Origin of the sequence: Ideonella sp. (assembly GCF_035254525.1) — a bacterium.
Taxonomy (GTDB): domain Bacteria; phylum Pseudomonadota; class Gammaproteobacteria; order Burkholderiales; family Burkholderiaceae_C; genus Ideonella.
This window is the reverse complement of sequence record NZ_DATFAN010000211.1, coordinates 15,762-32,028: the sequence shown is the minus strand read 5'-3', so window position 1 is coordinate 32,028 and position 16,267 is coordinate 15,762. Positions and strand designations below refer to the sequence as shown.

Sequence of the window (16,267 nt, the reverse complement as noted above, 5' to 3'; positions counted from 1 at the left end):
GGGCGTCTGCAGGGACAGACGCCAAAGACCCGTCGCTGCGACATGGCCGCCGCCAATTCGGTGAAAACCCCCGGGCGCCGGAAACCGGGAACCGCCGGCGCGCCACCGTTCCTCAGCATCGCCTGCACATCGAGTGCCCTGCCGCGCCGGCAGCGTGCCTGGGCGTGCTCCCTTGATCCGAGGAGGACCTTTCCATGTTGAAGTCACTGTCATTGGCCGTCGCCTGCCTGGTGTCGACGGCCCCGGCGTGGGCCGGTGTGAACTTGCCCGATTGCGGCGGCGAGAACCAGCGCGAATGCAAATGGACCGACCAGGAGTACTACGACATGGGCTTTCGCTCGTGCGAGTACGACTTGCAGGCGAGCAGCGGCGTCTGCGTGAACGAGAAGCGCCGCCTGTGGAGCCGGCGCGACCCGTGGCAGGAATGGGTGCTCAAGCAGCAGCGCTACGGCATTTCGGCCGGCGAGCCGATCAACTGGGTGCCGGCCATGGGCGCGCACAACGCCTTCAGCAGCACGAACCAGGGCTTCCTGGGCGATCAGTCCAACCACACCTACTCGATCACCGACAGCCTGCGCATGGGCGCGCGCTACCTCGAGATCGACCCGCACTGGTCGGGCGGCAAGCTGCTGCTGTGCCACAACGGCATTGACCCCTGCCTGGGCGCCTTCACGCGCCCGGTGGCCAACGGCTTCATGGAGATCCGCAACTGGCTGGACGACAACCCGGACGAGGTCATCTTCGTGAAGCTGGACGACCACGTCGGCAGCGCCACCGGTGACCTGGCCGATCTGGTGTCGAGTTACTTCTCGGACAAGGCTTACCCGCGCGCCGCGGATGCCGGCGCCTGGCCCACCATCGCCCAGGTGCGGGCCGCCGGCAAGCAGGTGCTGTTCGCCAGCCGCAGCCAGCGCATCGCCAACGGCAGCTGGATCTGGTACTTCGACGGCAGCTACGCCACCACCAACGACCACCCCGAGGATTTCAAGCTCGACACCTGTACCGACGGCGACGGCAGCCTGGTCGGCACCCGGGCCAAGAGCCGCTGGAGCGTGGTGGCCGAGGGGCGCAACCTGAGCAACTGGGCCGACCCGACCGGCCTGGTCGAAGGCCGCAACGACGTCGTCAAGTACCTGAAGTGCGGCGTCGGCGTGGTCGCGATGGACTACCTCGATGCGCTGGGCGACCCGGTGGTGCCGGACTTCCGCCGCAACTACCTGGACGAGCGCATCGCCGGCAGTGCCTGGTCCTACGACATCGGGGACTACGGCCTGGCCGGGCCGCCCGTGCTGCTCGGCGCCACCGGGCGCTGGCAGTCGCGCGACCCGCTGGAGCAGCACGCCTACGCCTGCCAGCTCGCGACCAGCTCGTTCTACGACCGCAAGTTCGTGGTCACCACGGCCATGGGCCCGTGGAACCGCGGCGCCGATGCCTGCGCCGCGCAGTTCCCGGGCTCGCGCTTCAGCGTGCCCACGTTGCCGCAGTTCAACGAAAGCCTGCGCGCCGCGGCCGCGGTGCTGGGCGCCGACGTCTGGCTCAACTACGGGATCGCGCCCCAGCCCGACCCGCTGGTCTCGCCATCCAGCGTGCAGTTCGTGGCCAAGGTCGGCACGCTGCCCGGGGCGGCGCAGGAAACCCGCCTGTTCGGCCGGCTCGGCCAGACCCTCGTCGCCAAGTCCAATGCGACCTGGGTCAAGGTCAAGATGCCGGACGGCAAGATCGCGCTGGACCAGGGCAACCGGGTGCAGCTGACGATCGACAAGTCCGCCAAGTCCTTCGCGCCGGGCGCCTACGCGACCACGGTCGCCGTGGGCTACTTCGGCACCGGCCAGAGCAACACCATCCAGGTGAACCTGCAGGTGCTGGCGATCGGCGAGGGCAAGCTGAGCATGGACCGGGCGACCGTGCGCCAGCCCGGTGTGGTGAAGGTGGTCACCAGCCTGAGTTCCGGTGGCTCCTCGCTGCCGCTGATGGGCGGTGACGTGCAGCTCAACGAGGTGATCGCCGACACGCAAGGCGGCTCGCCGACCGTGATCACTCGCGCCACGAAACCGCTCGGCACCTCGGGCAACAACGTGCAGGTCACCTTCGACCTGAACTCGATGGACTACGCACAAGGCAGCCACCGGCTGTTCAGCACCTACACCGGCGGCACCAACTTCGCTGCCTTCGACACCGACACCCGCGTGCTGGAGGTGCAGCCGCGCGTCGAGGTGCTGCCCGAATCGATGCGCTTCGTCATGCCGGCCGGCGGGCCGCTGCCGGTGTCGCAGTTGCTCAAGGTGGGCGTGACCGGCCAGACCCAGACGGGCAAGTTCCCGACCTGGGCGGGCGCGACGCCCCAGGGCAGCGACTACCAGGTGCAAGTCAACGCCAGCGCACTGGCCTTCCCGGCCGGCGCCTACGCCGGGTCCTTCATCGTCACCGATGGCGCACCCGGCGAAGCCACGGTGCCGCTGACCCTGCTGGTGCAGACGCCGCTGCAGCTGTCAGCCCGCTCGGCAGCGCTCGCCACGGCCACCTTGCCGGTCGGCACGGCCTTCGACGTGCTCAACAACGACGGCCGCCCGTTGCGCACCAGCACCTCGGCGAGCTGGCTGACGGTGCAGCTGTCGCAAGGCGTGGCGCCGGCCTATGCCATCGTCACGGCGAACCCGGCCGGCCTGGCGCCCGGCACCTACGACGGCAAGGTGACGGTGCGCTCCGACTGGGCGGCCAAGGCGGCGGTGTTCAAGGTCAAGTTCACCGTCTGGTCGAACTAGGAGCGGCCCTTCGTTGACTCATGGGCCCCTCGGGGCCCCAGGCCGCGCTGCAGATCTCGCACAGGCTGCCAGTAGAAGCCGTTCAGCGCGCGGTGCGCGCGCAGGGCCGCTTCGGCCTGGCGCGCCAGCGACGCTGCCTCGTCGCGCTGCCCCAGGCGGAGCAGGCAGGCGCCCAGCCGGGCCCGTGCCGCCGCGAGCGGCGGGCTGTCGGGGTCCTGCTGCGTCTGCAGGGTCTGCACGGCGGCCCGCAGCAGCGGGACGCCCGCGCCATCGGGCGCCCCGCCGGGGCCGCTCGAGGCGCACCGCGCCTCGCCTTGAGTGAGCTGAAGCTGCGGCTGGATCCCCGGCAGCCATTGCAGGTTCTGGGCCGACAGCGCCAGCAGTGCCTGGCCGGCGAGCTCGATCGCGCCGGCGGTGTCGCCTGACCGGAGCGCGGCTTCGGCCCGCAGCGCCCGGGCCTGCATCAGCTCGGGGGGTGGGCCCGAGGCCTCGCTGACCAGGGCGTCCAGGGCCCGCGCGGCGGCCTCCGGGCGCTGGTCGCGCAAGTCGATCTCGGCCTCTCGCAGCCGGGCCAGCGTGGGGCCCGGGTCGCCGAAGGTGCTGACGGCCTCGCGCAGCGTTTGCCGTGCCTGGGCCGTGTGGCCGAGAAAATCTTGCGCCTGCGCCACGCCCAGCATGTCCTTGGCCCACTGCTTGCGCGAGTCGAGCCGGCGCAAGATGGCCGCGGCCTTCGTCAGCGGCGGCCCGGCCAGGTCCGGCCGCCCGAGGGTGCCGTAGGCGGAGGCCAAGCGTTCGTAGCAGATCGACAGCTGGTCGCTGCCCGGGAACACCTGCTCCATCTCCGCCGTGGCCGCGGTGAGCAGGTCGATCGCCTGCTGGCGTTGCCCGCGCAGCGCCAGCGCCGGGCCCAGATCGCAGCGGGCGGACAGCGTGCGCCAGTGCCGCGGCCCGAGGCGTGCCAGCACCGCGTCCGCCGCGCCGGCGTATTCGGTGGCCGCCCGGGCGAGGTCGCCCTGCCGCATCGCATAGCTCGCGCGCTCTCGGTGAGCGTCCGACAACACCACGGGCTTGGCCATGGCGGCGGCGGCGGCCACGCCGCGGTCCGCGGCCTCGACCGCCGCGCCGCGATCACCCAGCTGCCACTGGATGTCGGCGAGGAACAGCCACGCGTACACATGCCCCTGGTGCTGCGGATACAGCTGCCACGCCGGCATCACCCCCCGCAGCAGGTCGCGCGCCGCTTCGAGTTGGCCCGGGCCGTGCTCGCGCAGCATGCCGGCCTTGAGCGTTTCGACCTGCGCGAACACCAGCGATTGGCGGTCGCCCAGCGCCCGCATCACCGTCTCGGCCCGTTCCAGCGACCGCATCGCGGCGTTCTTGTCGTTGCCTTCGAGCGCCATGCCGAGGCAGCGCCAGGCATCGGCCAAGCCGAGCGTGGGCGAGGGCGGCACGCGGCCCGCCGACTTGAACGCGGGGTCGTCGCCCGCGGTCTTCACGGCCAACTCGCACAAGTGCGCCGCGCGGTCCGGCAGCCCGATCTCGTCGTACAGCCCGGCCAGCGTGAGCAGCAGTTCCAGGCGCACCGCCGGCTCGTCGGCAAAGGCGGTCTCGATGTGCCGGGCGCCGGTGTCGAGTATCTCGGCGGCGGTGTATTGCGAGGGCTGCTTGTCGACCGTGCCGTTCGGGTCGCTCGCATCGAAGACCTCGACGAGGAAGTTCTTGATGCTCGACGCCTTGCGCGCCTCCAGCGCCGAGCGGGTGGCTTCCTGCCGGGCAACCGAGGCCTGCCACACGGCGGCGCCCAGCCCGACGGCCAGTGCCGTGAACGCGACGGCGGCCGAGCCCAGCGCCAGGCGGTGTCTGGCGGCGAACTTGCGCGCGCGGTACCAGGCCGAGTCCGGACGCGCCAGCACCGGCTCGCCGTGCAGGTAACGCGCCAGGTCGTCGCGCAGAGCGGCGGCGCTCTGGTAGCGCTGGGCCGGGTCGGCCTTCAACGCGTGGCCGACGATGGTGTCCAGATCGCCGGTCAGCTCAGCGGCCAGCCGCTTGGGTGAGAGGCCCCGGCACCCGGCGGCGTCCTCGTCGACCCGGGCCAGGCTCGGCGGGATCACGTCGCCGGTGACGATGGCCTGTTCCAGCGCGGCGGCCGACGCGTGCGGCAGGTCGAACGGCCGTTGGCCCACCAGCAACTCGTAGAGCACCCGGCCGAGCGAGTACACGTCGCTGGCGGTTGTCAGCACCTGGCCGGTGAGCTGCTCGGGGCTGGCGTACTCGGGCGTGAGCATGCGGCCCGCCTGGCGGGTCAGCTCGGTTTCGGCCGCCGAGCCGTCGTCCAGCAGCTTGGCGATGCCGAAGTCGAGCAGCATCGCCTGGCCCGCCGGCGTGACGAGGATGTTGCTCGGCTTGATGTCGCGGTGCACCACGAGGCGCGCATGCGCGTACTGCACCGCATCGAGCACCTGCAGGAACAGGGCGACCCGTTCGCGCGGCGGCAGGCGGCGGGCATCGCAATGCCGGGTGATGGGCTCGCCCTCGACCAGCTCCATGGCCATGTACGGATGGCCGCCGGCGCTGACGCCCGCGTCATACAGGCGGGCGATGTTCGGGTGCGCCAGCCGGGCCAGGATGTTGCGCTCGCGGGCCAGCCGCTCGGCCAGCCCTGGCCCGTCGAGCCAGGCATGGGGCAGTTTCAGCGCCACGGTGCGCTGCAGCACGCCGTCGTCGCGCTCGGCTTCCCACACCGACCCCATGCCGCCGCGGCCGATCTGCCGCCGCAGGGCGTACGGCCCGACGCGCGCGCCGGGCTGCCAGCCTTCTGCGGCTGCCGCCACCGCCTGGGGGAAATCCGGCGCGATCGGCCCGCTGCCGGTGTCGGCTCGGGCCAGCATCAGCTCCAGCGTGGGGCGCAAGGGCTGCGCATCGGGCGGCAGGGCGTCCAGCCAGGCGGCGCGCTCGCCGGCGGGCAGCTCGAGGGCCTCGTCCAACAGGGCAGAGAGGGCGGGCCAGTTGTCGGGCGAGATGCGATCCATGGCCACGTGTCGCCCGTCGCCTCAGCCGGCTTCGCCAAGCAGGGCCTGAAGCAGACCGCGCGCCTTGGCCAGTTCGCGGTTCACCGTGCGGCTGGAGACACCGCGCAGGGCCGCCACCTCGTCGGCGCTGACACCGGCGAAGGCCTGCATCTCCACCAGTTCGTACAAGGCCGGGTCGATGTCACGCATGCGCGTGAGCGCCTGGTCGATGGCCACCAGGTCAGCCGGCGCCGAGACCGCCGCGGGCTGGTCCTGCGCCGCCGACATCGTCACCATCACCATGTCGCCACCGCGCTTGTCGCGCCCTTCGTTGCGAACATGGTCGATCACCACCGAGCGCAGGACCTTGCCGACGTAGGCGAAGAACTGGCCGCGCGCGGCGCCCTCGATCCCCTGTTGCTGCGCGATGCGCAGGAAGCCCTCGTGCACCAGCGCAGTGGTGTCCAGCGAGGGCACGCCACCCTGCTGCGCCAGCCTTGCCCGCGCGACCCGCTTGATCTCGGGGTAGAGCTGCGCGTAGAGCTCACGCAGGGCGCCACCGTCGCCCTGGGCGCTTCGCTGCAGCAGTTGGGTGGTTGACGGCATGGCAGATGGCAGGGCGCCGCCGCCGCCATCGGCGGGCCGGTGCCCTCAGGTGGTGAGTGGAACCCCGAGGTCAGGCCGCGCATGATGCATGAATTCGGCCCCGGCGCGCTACCGCTGGCGACTGGTCGGCGCCCGGGTGACGCTCTGCCTGACCGAAACGGTCGCACCCAGATCGGCGACAGACGCAGTGAACTCCACCCCTTTGTCGTTCTCGCGGGTGACCTTGAACCCCAGGCGCCGGTGGAAGGCCATCGACAGGCGATTGGTCTTGTACACATTGCTTCGCAGCGACGTGATGCCGTGGCGGGCGGCGAGCGCCGAGAGCTGGGCGAAGAGCTCGCGAAAGACCGGGGCCGACCGGTGCGCCGGATGGGTGTTGAAGCCGGTGACGAACCACCGGCCGGCCACTTGCGGCCGGAGCATCGCGTAAGCAACCAGCCGGCCCTCGCGCCGAACCGAGGCGAGTTCGGAAACGGCGATGGAGGTCTCGATGGCCCGGCGCTGGCCTTCAGGATCGAACACATCACCTGCCAGTTCGGTGTGCTCGCGCAGGGTCAGCAGATCGAGGGCGAGCAGTTCTTCGACGGTGGGCATCTTGATGGCGCCGCTACAGCTTCGCGCGCTGCAGGATCGTCACGATCGTGGTCCGGCCGTTCTTTTCGAAGTGGGTCGTCGAATGGCCCTGGAAGCTGGTCCACCAGGGCTGGCTGGCCATGTCGGCCAGCAGCGAGCCCCAGTGCTGGCCAGAGGCCGGGAGATTGCCGAAGGCGGTGAGTTCGCACAGTGTGGCGCGGCACTCGGCATTCAGGATCTCGAACTCGTTCGCGTAGGGGGTCTGGGCCAGGTACTGCTGCAATGCCTGCTCCGTCCGCAGCGACCAGGCGGGATCCGGCTGCTCGGTGGCGAACTGCATGTGCAGCTCCGGCAGCGTCGGCGGCTGGCCCTCCTTCGGGCGCGGCTTGAGCAGTTCCGCGTGTTCGGCCGACAGGTGAACGGGCGGCAGAGGCAACTCGGTGGATGCCGATTTCGCTGGGGACGGGCTGGACCCCGCCGCCGGGCCCGGAGAAGGCGGCACTGCCCGCGATTCGGGAGCGGGCCCGGGCGGCATGTTCGACCCTGCCGAAGGTCGAGGCTGCCCGGGTGGCGGCGATGGCGGCGGATCCTGTGCGTGCGGGCCTTGTTGCCCCATCAACGAATCGGCGTTGGCCGGTACGACAGGCCCGCTCGACGGAAGCAGGTAGGCCGCCGCGGCGGTGACGGCGGCGCCGCAGAGCGCACCAAGGATGAACTGTCGCACGTACGGTCCAGGGAGTGGGTGGTGCCTAACATTCTAGGTCTGCGTCAACTGGGGTCATGTCGGCCCCCGCTCCCGTCCGTGGCGCTCAATCGTGGTGCTGGCGCCGCGCCGCGAAGTCGACGAACCAGTCGACGCTCGCGGCGTTGGCCATCGCGTCGCGGTTCATCACCTTGGCCGGGTCGGCGCCCATCAGCAGCTTCTTGACCGGCAGCTCCATCTTCTTGCCGCTCAAGGTGCGCGGGATCGCCGGCACCGCGAGGATCTCGCTCGGCACGTGGCGCGGCGACAGCGCCTGGCGGATCTCGGCGACGAGGCGCTTGCGCAGGGCCTCGTCGAGCTCGACGCCCTCGCGCAGCACGACGAACAGCGGCATGTAGCTCTCACGGCCGAGGTACTCGAGGTCGACCACCAGGCTGTCGAGCACCTCGGGCAACGCCTCGACCGCGCGGTACAGCTCGGCCGTGCCCATGCGCACGCCGTGGCGGTTGATCGTCGCGTCGGACCGGCCGTAGATGATCGCGCCGGTGGCCTGCTCGTGCGGCACGAGGCGGATCCAGTCGCCGTGGCGCCACACGCCGGGGTAGACATCGAAATAGCTGTCATGCAGGCGCTGGCCGTCTGCATCGCCCCAGAGGTACAGCGGCATCGAGGGCATCTGCTGCGTGCACACCAGCTCGCCGACTTCGTCCATCAGCGGCCGGCCGCGGCCATGCTCGTCGGGCTCGCTCCAGGCCTCGACCGCGGCGCCGAGGCTTCGGCATTGCATCTCGCCGGCGATCAGCGGCAACGTCGGCAGCCCCGCGACGAAGGCGCCCGCGAAATCGGTGCCACCGGAGATGCAGGCGATCCAGATGTCCTGCCCGTCGACCTGCGGCAGCTCGCGCCAGATCCAGCGGTAGGCGTCTTCGGCCAGCGGCGAGCCGGTGGAGCCGACGGCGCGCAGCGTGGAGAGGTCGCCCAGTCGCTGCGGCGCGACGCTGGCCTTCAGGCTGCTGGCGTAGAAGGCCGCGCCGGCACCGAAGAAGGTGCAGCGCGCGAGCGCGGCGAAGCGCCACAGCGGCGACCAGTCCGGCGTGCCGTCGCACGATGCCGGCGAGCCGTCGTACAGGCAGACCGTGGTGCCGCCGAGCAGGCCGGCGACCTGGCAGTTCCACATGATCCAGCCGGTCGAGCTGTACCAGTGAAATCGATCGCCGGTGTCGACGCTCGCGCCCAGGTTGTTGTGCAGCGTGCCGCCCTTGAGCGCTTCGAGCACGATGCCGCCGTGGCCGTGCACGATCGGCTTGGGCAGGCCGGTCGTGCCGCTCGAGTAGACGACCCACAGCGGGTGGTCGAAGGGCAGCCACTCGGGCTCGGCGCGCGCATCGCCGGCGGTCAGTGCGGCGAAGTCATGGCGGGTGATGCCGGCCGGCGCCTCGCCCGGCGCCAGCCCGAGCACCGCCACGTTGACCACGTGGCGCAGGCTCGGCAGCCCGCGCAGCAGCTCGGCGCCGAGCGCACGCCGGTCATGCGCCTGGCCGCCGAAGCGGTAGCCGTCGGCGGCGAAGATCAGCGTCGGCTCGATCTGGCGGAAGCGGTCGAGCACGGCGACCGGCCCCATGTCCGGCGCACAGACCGACCAGATCGCGCCGACGCTGGCCACCGCGAGGAAGGCGACCACCGTCTCGGGGCGGTTCGGAAGCAGCGCGACGACGCGGTCGCCGCGGCCGATGCCGAGCGACTTCAGCGACGCCGCGAGCGCGCCGACCTGGCGCGCCAGTTCGGGCCAGCCCAGCTCGCGCACCTGGCCGGCCGTGAGCAAGGGCTCGTCGGCCCAGACGATGGCCGGGTGGCCGGCCGCGTGCGCCGCGTCGGCATGGCGCAGCACCTGGCGCGCGTAGTTCACCTCGGTGCCGGGGAACCAGCGCGCGCCGGGCATGCGCGCCTCGGCCAGCGCCACGGCCGGCGGCGTCGGCGATTCGATCGCGAAGAAATCCCAGACCGAGCGCCAGAAGGCATCGAGATCGGTGACGGACCAGCGCCAGAGGTCTTCGTAGCGCTCGAAGCGCAGGCCGTGGCGCTCGGCCAGCCAGCGTTGGTAGACGGTGATGCGCGGCTCGGGCGGTTCGGGCAGGGCGGTGGGCATGGTCAGCTCCGCAAGGGTGGCGTGGTCAGGGCGTGGCGTCCGGTGTGGGGCCAGGCTCGGGCAGCGGCGGGGGGCGACGCGGGCGCCGTTCGTCGACGACGACCGTGTGGGCCGCCTTGTCCTGCAGGGCCTGCTGGTTCGGATCCCACAGCAGCTGAACTAGGCCCAGCCCGCCCGTGGCCATGCCGGCGAGGTAGCCGCCGAAGCGTTTGAAGTTCAGCAGCGGTGCCATCGGCTTGCCGGTGATCTCGACCACCCGCAGGCCGAACAGGCGCTTGCCCACGGTCTGGCCGCGCCACCAGCTGGGAAGCATCGTGAAATAGACCAGCGCCCAGCCGTAGCCGATGCCGAAATCCAGCCCCAGGCGGCGCAGGCGCGCATGCCAGTCTTGTGAGCGGGCGGCCTTGCGTTCCTGAGCCAGCCGGGTCTGCAGCGTCAGCACACGCTGGTTCAGCGCGGCGATGGCGGCGGCCGCCGAGGCGGCCTCGCTCGGCGCCGGCCCGAGCCGCACTGCGGTCGCGTCGTCGGCCGCATCCTCGGCCCCGTCGTCGTCGTCGGCGGCCTCGTCACTGGCCAGCGCCGGCTTGACGGGCCGCGCCCGCTCGTGCGGCGCGTCGAGGGCCTCGCGCACGCCGGCCACGGCCATCAGCGCCACCAGCAGCCAGGCCAGGCCGGTGCGCAGTGTCGACGCCCCGGTGCGGCGTGCCCGGCCGCGCTCGGCCAGGCCGAGCACCGCAGCCGCCAGCAGCCAGGCATTGGCCAGCGACGAGGCGATGCCGATGGTCGCGAGATCGGCCGCCATCGCGAGCAGGCGTTGCACCGGGCGGGCCAACGGCATGCCGAGCAGGCCCGGCGCGACGTTGAGCTCCTCGGGCGTGACCCAGCGGCCGCGCGCCGTGCCGTCGCGCCGGCGCGTGCCCAGCGCGCGGGGCGATGGCGGGCGGCTCACGGCGCGGCCCCCGGCCGGGTGTCGACATCGACGTACTGCCACCAGTCCTGCCAGAACAGCGGCCGGCGGTAGCCCTGGACCTCGCGCTGCGTGAGGTCGGTCACCAGCGTGTGGAAGCGCAACTTGTAGGGCATCCAGGCGATGGCCAGGCGCGTGGCCTCGTCGAAGGCGGCGTCGCGCTCGGGCCCGTCGGGCAGCTCCGACAGGCGGCGGTACAACGCATCCAGCTCCGGCCGCCTGAAGCGCGCGATGTTCTGGCCGCCGACCTGGGTGCCGTCGTAGCGCTGCAGCAGGCCCTGGCTGTCGGGCCCGGCCGCGACGTTGCCGACGTGCCAGATCTGGAACTTGCCGGCGCGCGCGGCCTTCAGCAGCTCGGGCCACTTGCCCGGCCTGAACTCGACGCGGATCTTCAGCGCGCTCATGTCGCGGTGGTACTGCTCGGAGATCTGGCGCGCGCGCTGGTCGGTCTCGATCGACCACTGCAGCACCAGCGGCGAGCCGTCGGGCAGCTCGCGCCAGCCGTCGCCGTCGCGGTCGAGGTAGCCGTACAGGTCCAGCAGCGCGTTGGCGCGCGCCGGGTCGTAGGTGCTCATCTCGCTGGTGACCGTGGGGTCGTAGGAATTGGTGTTCGGCACGATCGGCGCCTGCGCGAGGATGCCCTGGCCCTTGTGCACCAGCCGCACCTCGCGCGCCACGTCCAGCCCGAGTGCGATCGCGCGGCGCAGCGCGACCTTCTCGGGCGTGTAGCCGCCGACGACCGGATCCTCCAGGTTGAAGAAGGTCATGTAGATGTCCGAGCGCACCTGGCGCCACCCGTGCACGCCCTGCTTGGCCAGGTTGGGCGCGAGATGGCCCTTGGGCATCGCCAGGCTCGAGTATTCGGCCGGCACCAGCTCGATCACGTTGTGCTGGCCGTTCAGGAAGGCCAGCCAGCGCGGCTGGTTCTCCTCGATGATCGAGATCTCGACCCGGTCGACCATCGGGATGCGCCGGCCCTTGAAGTGCGCGGCGATCGCCTGGCCCTCGGCATCGTCCGGCGCGGGCTCGGCGTCGTAGAGGCGTTCGCGGTAGCCGGGGTTGCGCTCCAGCGCGATGAAGCTCGCACGCCGCCATTCGGCCAGGCGGAACGGCCCGGTGCCCACCGGGTGCTCGCCGACCCTGTCGCCATAGGCCTGCACGACCTCGCGCGCGACGCCGCCGATCACGTCGTTCGCGGCGAGGAACTCGATGAAGCGCGGCCGCGGCTCGGCCAGCTTGATCTGCAGCGTGTAGCGGTCCAGCGCGCGCAGGCCGTCGAGCGTGGTGTCGTAGTCGAAGGGTTTCTTGCCGTCGATCGCGCGCTGGCGCGCCTCGGCCAGGCCGAGCAGCTTGTAGCTGTCGACATAACCCCAGAGCGGGCTTTTCAACGCCGGGTCGGCGAAGCGCTTGATCGCGTAGACGTAGTCCTCGGCGACCAGCTCGCGCCGCTTGCCGCCGAAGGCGGGGTCGTCGGCGTAGTAGATGCCGGGCCGCACGCGCATCGTCCAGGTGCGGAAGTGGTCGCCGGCCTCGGGCAGCGCCTCGGCCGTCAGGGGCTTGAACTTCGCCGGCCGCGCGAGGTGGTCGTAGGTGTAGAGGGCCTCGAAGATGTGCGCGTCGACGGTGCGCGAGTAGAGGTCGTTGACCTGCGAGGGGTCGAAGCTCGTCTCCGCGGTGCGGAAGGCGTAGCGGATCACCTTCAGCGGCGCCTCGGCCGCAGGCGCCAGCGACACGAGCCCCAGCAGTGCGGCAGCCAGGGCGAGGGTGCGGAAGGCTCGGCGCAAGAGGCTCATGGTGCGGTGCCTGCAGCGGCCTGCGCGGCGCTGTCGATGTCGACGTACTGCCACCAGCCGCGCAGGAAAGGGTGGCGCCGGTAGCCGACGACCCAGGGGTGCAGCAGGTCATTGACGATGCGGTGGCCGGCGATCTTGTAGGGCATGTAGGCCACGCCGAGCTTCTTGGCCTCGTGGATCAGCGCGTCGCGCTCGGGCCCGTCGGGCAGGGCGGCCTGGCGGCGGTACAGCGCGTTGTAGGCCGGCAGGTCGAAGCGGGCGTGGTTCGACTGGCCCTTGTTCGGCCCGTACATCAGGCCCAGCAGGTCGCTCGCATCGGGCATCGTCGCGCTCCAGGCCAGGCTCCACATCATCAGCTTGCCGGTGCGCGAGGCCTTCAGGTTTTCGGGCCACTTGGCGATGCGGAATTCGATGCGGATGCCCAACGCGTTCATCGCCTTCTGCCACAGATCCTGCAGCATGCGCGACTGCTGGTCGGGCTGGGCCGAGAAGTCGATGCGCAGCGGCGAGCCGTCGGGCTGTTCGCGCCAGCCATCACCATCACGGTCGACGTAGCCGTACAGGTCGAGCAGCGCGCGCGCCTTGCCCAGGTCGTGCTCGCTCATCTCGCTCTTGAAGGCCGGGTCGTAGCCGGCCATCTCGGGCGGCACGATGCCCTGCGCCGGCACCGCCTGGCCCTTGCGGACCTGGGCGATCTCGGCGTGCACGTCGTAGGCCAGGCCGATCGCGCGGCGCAGCGCGACCTTGTCCGGCGTGTAGCCGCCGACCACCGGGTTCTCCATGCCGAAGTAGGCGTAGCTGATGTCGACGCCGATCGCGCGCTCGAGCTGCATGCCCTGCTTCTTCAGGTGCGGCGCGAGCTGGCCGTTCGGCACGTAGGGCGGCGTCAGCTCGGGCGGCAGCCGCTCGAGCCAGTCGTGCTCCCGGTTCAGGAAGGCCAGCAGGCGCGGCTGCGACTCTTCGATGATGTGCACCTCGACCCGGTCGACCATCGGCAGCCGTCGGCCGCGCAGCCTGGTGGCGATGGCCTGCGAGCGCGGGTCGTCGGCCGGCGGCTCGGCGTCGTAATACAGCTCGCGGTAGTTGGGGTTGCGCTCGAAGACCATCAGCGACGAGCGGCGCCATTGCGCGAGGCGGTACGGCCCGGTGCCGACCGGGTGCTCCATCGCCTTGTCGGGGTCGGCCTCGATGACTTCGCGCGCGACGGCGCCGGTGATGCCGGCATCCGCGAACGTGAAGGCCAGCCGCGGCGAGGGCTCGGCGACCTTGACGACGAAGGTGTAGCGGTCGAGCGCGCGCAGGCCCTCGACCGGGGCGTCGTAGTCGAACGGCGCCTTGGCGGCGACGGCCTTCGCGCGCAGCTCGGTGAGGCCGAGGATCCTGGCGTTCTCGAACAGGTACAGGTTCGGGCTCTTCCAGCGCGGGTCGTAGTGCCGCTTGACCGAGTAGACGTAGTCCTCGGCGGTCAGCTCGCGCTTCCTGCCGCCGAAGGCCGGGTCGTCGGCGAAGAAGATGCCGGGCCGGATGCGGAAGGTGAAGGTCTTGAAGTCGGCCGAGATCTCGGGCAGCGCGGCCGCGGTGGCGGCTTTCAGCCTCACCGGCCGGGCGAGGAAGTCGTAGGTCAGTGGCGCCTCGAAGATGTTCGCGACGACGATGCGCGAATACACGTCGCTGATCTGCGCCGGGTCGAAGCCGGATTCGGCGACGAGGAAGGCGTAGCGCATCACCTTCGGCGGCGGCGCGGGGCCGGCCACGGCGGTGGCCAGCAGCAGCGACAGCGTGACGGCCGAGAGCAAGGTCTTCATCGGGAGGTCGGGGTCACGTCGACGAAGGTGTGGAAAGACCGCAGGAAGGGGTGGCGCCGGTAGCCGACCAGGCGCGGCCAGTACATCGTGACACCGACGCGATGCACGTGCGCCTTGATCGGCATGTAGGCCAGCAGCAGCCGATTGGACTCGGCGATCAGCGCGCTGCGCTCGGGCCCGTCGGGCAGCAAGGCCTGGCGCTCGTACAGCGTGTTGAAGGCGGGCAGGTTGAAGCGCGAAAGGTTCTCGCCGCCGATGGCCGGGCCGTAGCCGAGGCGCAAGAAGGACTCGGCATCGGGCACCGAGGCGTTCCACGACAGGAACCAGAGCATCAGCTTGCCCGCGCGGGCGGCCCTGGCCTGCTCGGGCCACAGGCCGGGCACGAAGGCCATCTTCAGGTGTAGCGCCGTCATGCGCCGCTCCCACAACTCGTTGTAAGGGCGCAGCGCAGCACTCGTGTGGTACTGCAGGACCAGCGGCGCACCGTCAGGCCGCTCGCGCCAGCCGTCGCCGTCGCGGTCGGCGTAGCCGTACAGGTCGAGCAATGCATTGGCGCGCGCCGGGTCGTACTCGCTCATCTCGGATTTGAGCGCTGGGTCGTAGCCGAAGGTCCACGGCGCGACGATCGACTGCGCTGCCAGGCCCAGCCCGCGCCGGAGCGTCCGCACTTCTTCATCGTTGTCGTAACCCAGGCCGATGGCGCGGCGCAATGCCACCTGCGCGGGCGCATAACCGCCGACCACCGGGTCCTCCATGTTGAAGACCGTGTAGACCACATCCGGCCGCGCGGCGCTCTGTGCCTTCAAGCCGTGTCGCGCCAGCCCCGGCGCCACGCGGCCGCCGGGGTAGGCAACGGGCACATAGGTCGGCGGCAGCGCGGCGAGGTCCATGTCGCCCTGGAGGAAAGCCAGCCAGCGCGGCTGGTCTTCCTCAATGATGGCGATCTCCACCCGGTCGACCATCGGCAGCCGGCGCCCGCGCAAGGCCTTCGAGATCGCTTCGGCCTCGGTGTCGCCAGGCGTCGCCTCTTCGTCGTAGCGCACGTCGCGGTAGGCGGGGTTGCGCGCCAGCACGATCTGCGAGCCGCGCCGCCACGCCGCCAGCACGAAAGGCCCAGTGCCGACCGGGTGCTCGCCGATTGCGTCGCCATAGCGCTCGACCACTTCGCGCGCGATCGCGGTCGGCGCCAGGACACCGGTCAACTCGAAGACGAAGCGCGGGCTGGGCTTGTCGAGCCGAAAGCGCACGGTGTGCGCATCCAAGGCCACGAGGCCCTCGACCGGGCGGGTGTAGTCGAAGGGCTGCTTGCCGTCGATCGCGCGCTGGCGCAGTGCGTCCAAGCCGGTGATGCTGATTGCAGCGAAGGTCGGGTACTGCGGGCTCTTCCAGCGCGGGTCGAAGATGCGCTTGATCGCGTAGACCACATCGGCGGCCACGACCTCGCGCGGCTGGCCGCCGAATGCGGGGTCGTCGCTGTAGAAAATTCCGTGACGCAGGCGGACGGTGAATTCGCGCAGGTCCGCGCTGGCCTCGGGCAGCGCGGCAGCGAGCTGCGGCCGCACCTTGACCGGCCGCGCGAGGTAATCGAAGCGGTACAGCGGCTCGAAGATGCTGCCGAGGACTTCTTCGCTGTAGACATCCGGGTAACCGGACGGGTCCAGCGTGGTGATGTCGTTCTCGATCGCATAGCGCAGCACCTTGGCGCCGGCCGTGTCTGCACCCACCGGCCCGGCGGCCAGTGCGAAGGCGATCGTCAAGCATTGGAGGAGGACCCGGCGCAACACGCGGCAACGATAGTGCATCGCGCGCCGCCGCCGCATCCGTGCCGATGCGGGGCCAACCCGGAGCCGTGCGGCGCGGCGCGGCCCCTACACTGCGGCATCCCGGCTCGCCCCCCCATCGCT

10 protein-coding genes are annotated in these 16,267 nt (G+C 71.1%); 1 reads left to right on the top strand and 9 read right to left on the bottom strand.

Features of this window, described 5'->3' with window-relative positions; genetic code table 11:
* The first annotated feature begins 194 nt into the window (after positions 1 to 194).
* On the top strand, positions 195 to 2,762 hold the full coding sequence (locus VJ693_RS24190) for a hypothetical protein (RefSeq protein WP_324158517.1): 2,568 nt from the start codon (positions 195 to 197) through the stop codon (positions 2,760 to 2,762).
* Here VJ693_RS24190 and VJ693_RS24185 read toward each other — a convergent pair.
* The 9 genes from VJ693_RS24185 to VJ693_RS24145 form a co-directional block, all read right to left on the bottom strand.
* A complete protein-coding gene (locus VJ693_RS24185) occupies positions 2,759 to 5,791 on the bottom strand; it encodes a serine/threonine-protein kinase (RefSeq protein ID WP_324158516.1) in 3,033 nt (1,010 codons plus the stop codon). The genes VJ693_RS24190 and VJ693_RS24185 overlap by 4 nt on opposite strands.
* 21 nt (positions 5,792 to 5,812) lie before the next feature.
* Positions 5,813 to 6,376 (bottom strand): ECF-type sigma factor, encoded by a 564-nt coding sequence (locus tag VJ693_RS24180; protein ID WP_324158514.1) that lies wholly within the window; start codon positions 6,374 to 6,376, stop codon positions 5,813 to 5,815.
* 108 nt (positions 6,377 to 6,484) lie between these two features.
* Positions 6,485 to 6,970: a GNAT family N-acetyltransferase gene (locus VJ693_RS24175; protein WP_324158513.1), complete on the bottom strand. Its 486-nt coding sequence runs from the start codon at positions 6,968 to 6,970 to the stop codon at positions 6,485 to 6,487.
* Between the two features lie 13 nt (positions 6,971 to 6,983).
* Positions 6,984 to 7,385, bottom strand: a complete 402-nt coding sequence (locus VJ693_RS24170; protein WP_324158511.1) for a hypothetical protein — start codon at positions 7,383 to 7,385, stop codon at positions 6,984 to 6,986.
* Between the two features lie 373 nt (positions 7,386 to 7,758).
* Entirely contained in the window at positions 7,759 to 9,798 is a 2,040-nt protein-coding gene (locus tag VJ693_RS24165; protein ID WP_324158509.1) for an acetoacetate--CoA ligase, read from the bottom strand.
* A 25-nt stretch (positions 9,799 to 9,823) separates the two neighbouring features.
* Positions 9,824 to 10,747 (bottom strand): RDD family protein, encoded by a 924-nt coding sequence (locus tag VJ693_RS24160; RefSeq protein ID WP_324158508.1) that lies wholly within the window; start codon positions 10,745 to 10,747, stop codon positions 9,824 to 9,826.
* On the bottom strand, positions 10,744 to 12,558 hold the full coding sequence (locus VJ693_RS24155; RefSeq protein ID WP_324158506.1) for an ABC transporter substrate-binding protein: 1,815 nt from the start codon (positions 12,556 to 12,558) through the stop codon (positions 10,744 to 10,746). The genes VJ693_RS24160 and VJ693_RS24155 overlap by 4 nt, the downstream gene beginning before the upstream one ends.
* The gene (locus VJ693_RS24150) at positions 12,555 to 14,363 is read right to left on the bottom strand and encodes an ABC transporter substrate-binding protein (RefSeq protein ID WP_324158504.1); all 1,809 of its coding nucleotides are present in this window, start codon (positions 14,361 to 14,363) and stop codon (positions 12,555 to 12,557) included. The genes VJ693_RS24155 and VJ693_RS24150 overlap by 4 nt, the downstream gene beginning before the upstream one ends.
* Positions 14,360 to 16,120 carry an ABC transporter substrate-binding protein gene (locus tag VJ693_RS24145; RefSeq protein ID WP_324158502.1) on the bottom strand — a complete coding sequence of 587 codons (1,761 nt, stop codon included), beginning with the start codon at positions 16,118 to 16,120 and terminating at the stop codon, positions 14,360 to 14,362. The genes VJ693_RS24150 and VJ693_RS24145 overlap by 4 nt, the downstream gene beginning before the upstream one ends.
* Positions 16,121 to 16,267: the final 147 nt, after the last annotated feature.